Below are 461 nucleotides of genomic sequence, written 5' to 3'. Positions count from 1 at the left end.
CGACGGGCGTGTCGAGGGGTTCCTCGCCGCCCACGGAGTCGAGGCGGGCCCAGACCAGCACGCCGTCGTCGTGGACGGGCAGGGGTTCCCACCCGGCGTGGGCCCCGCCCTTCAGGGCGAGGCCGTGCCAGTGGCAGATGAGGGTGCCGCAGCGCACGGGGCTGTCCTTCAGCGGGGCCCCCAGGTGGGGGCAGGCGCCGGGGCCGGCGACGACGCGGCCCTCCGCGGTGCGCCACAGGACCACTTCGGTGCCGGAGACGGTGCGGCCCAGGGGGCGGTCGGCGGTGACGTCCCGGGATGCGGCGACGACGTACCAGTTGCCGGAGGGGCGGGCCATGGCGCGTTTGAGAGCGGCCGCGATGATCGACGGTTTGGCCTGTCGCCAGGTGGGGTCCTGACGCTCCCAGGCCACGGGGGCGCGGCGCAGGCCGAGCGGGAAACGACCGCGGGGGGCGGGGCCC

1 protein-coding gene is annotated in these 461 nt (G+C 77.0%); it reads right to left on the bottom strand.

The window, feature by feature from the left end; genetic code table 11:
* On the bottom strand, window positions 1-461 hold a 461-nt coding region (locus tag FOE67_RS28275), incomplete at both ends, for a Rieske (2Fe-2S) protein (protein ID WP_228474391.1).

The organism is Streptomyces calidiresistens, assembly GCF_014141525.1.
Taxonomy (GTDB): domain Bacteria; phylum Actinomycetota; class Actinomycetes; order Streptomycetales; family Streptomycetaceae; genus Streptomyces; species Streptomyces calidiresistens.
The sequence above is the reverse complement of the archived record's forward strand: the minus strand, read 5'-3'. Positions and strand labels throughout refer to the sequence as shown.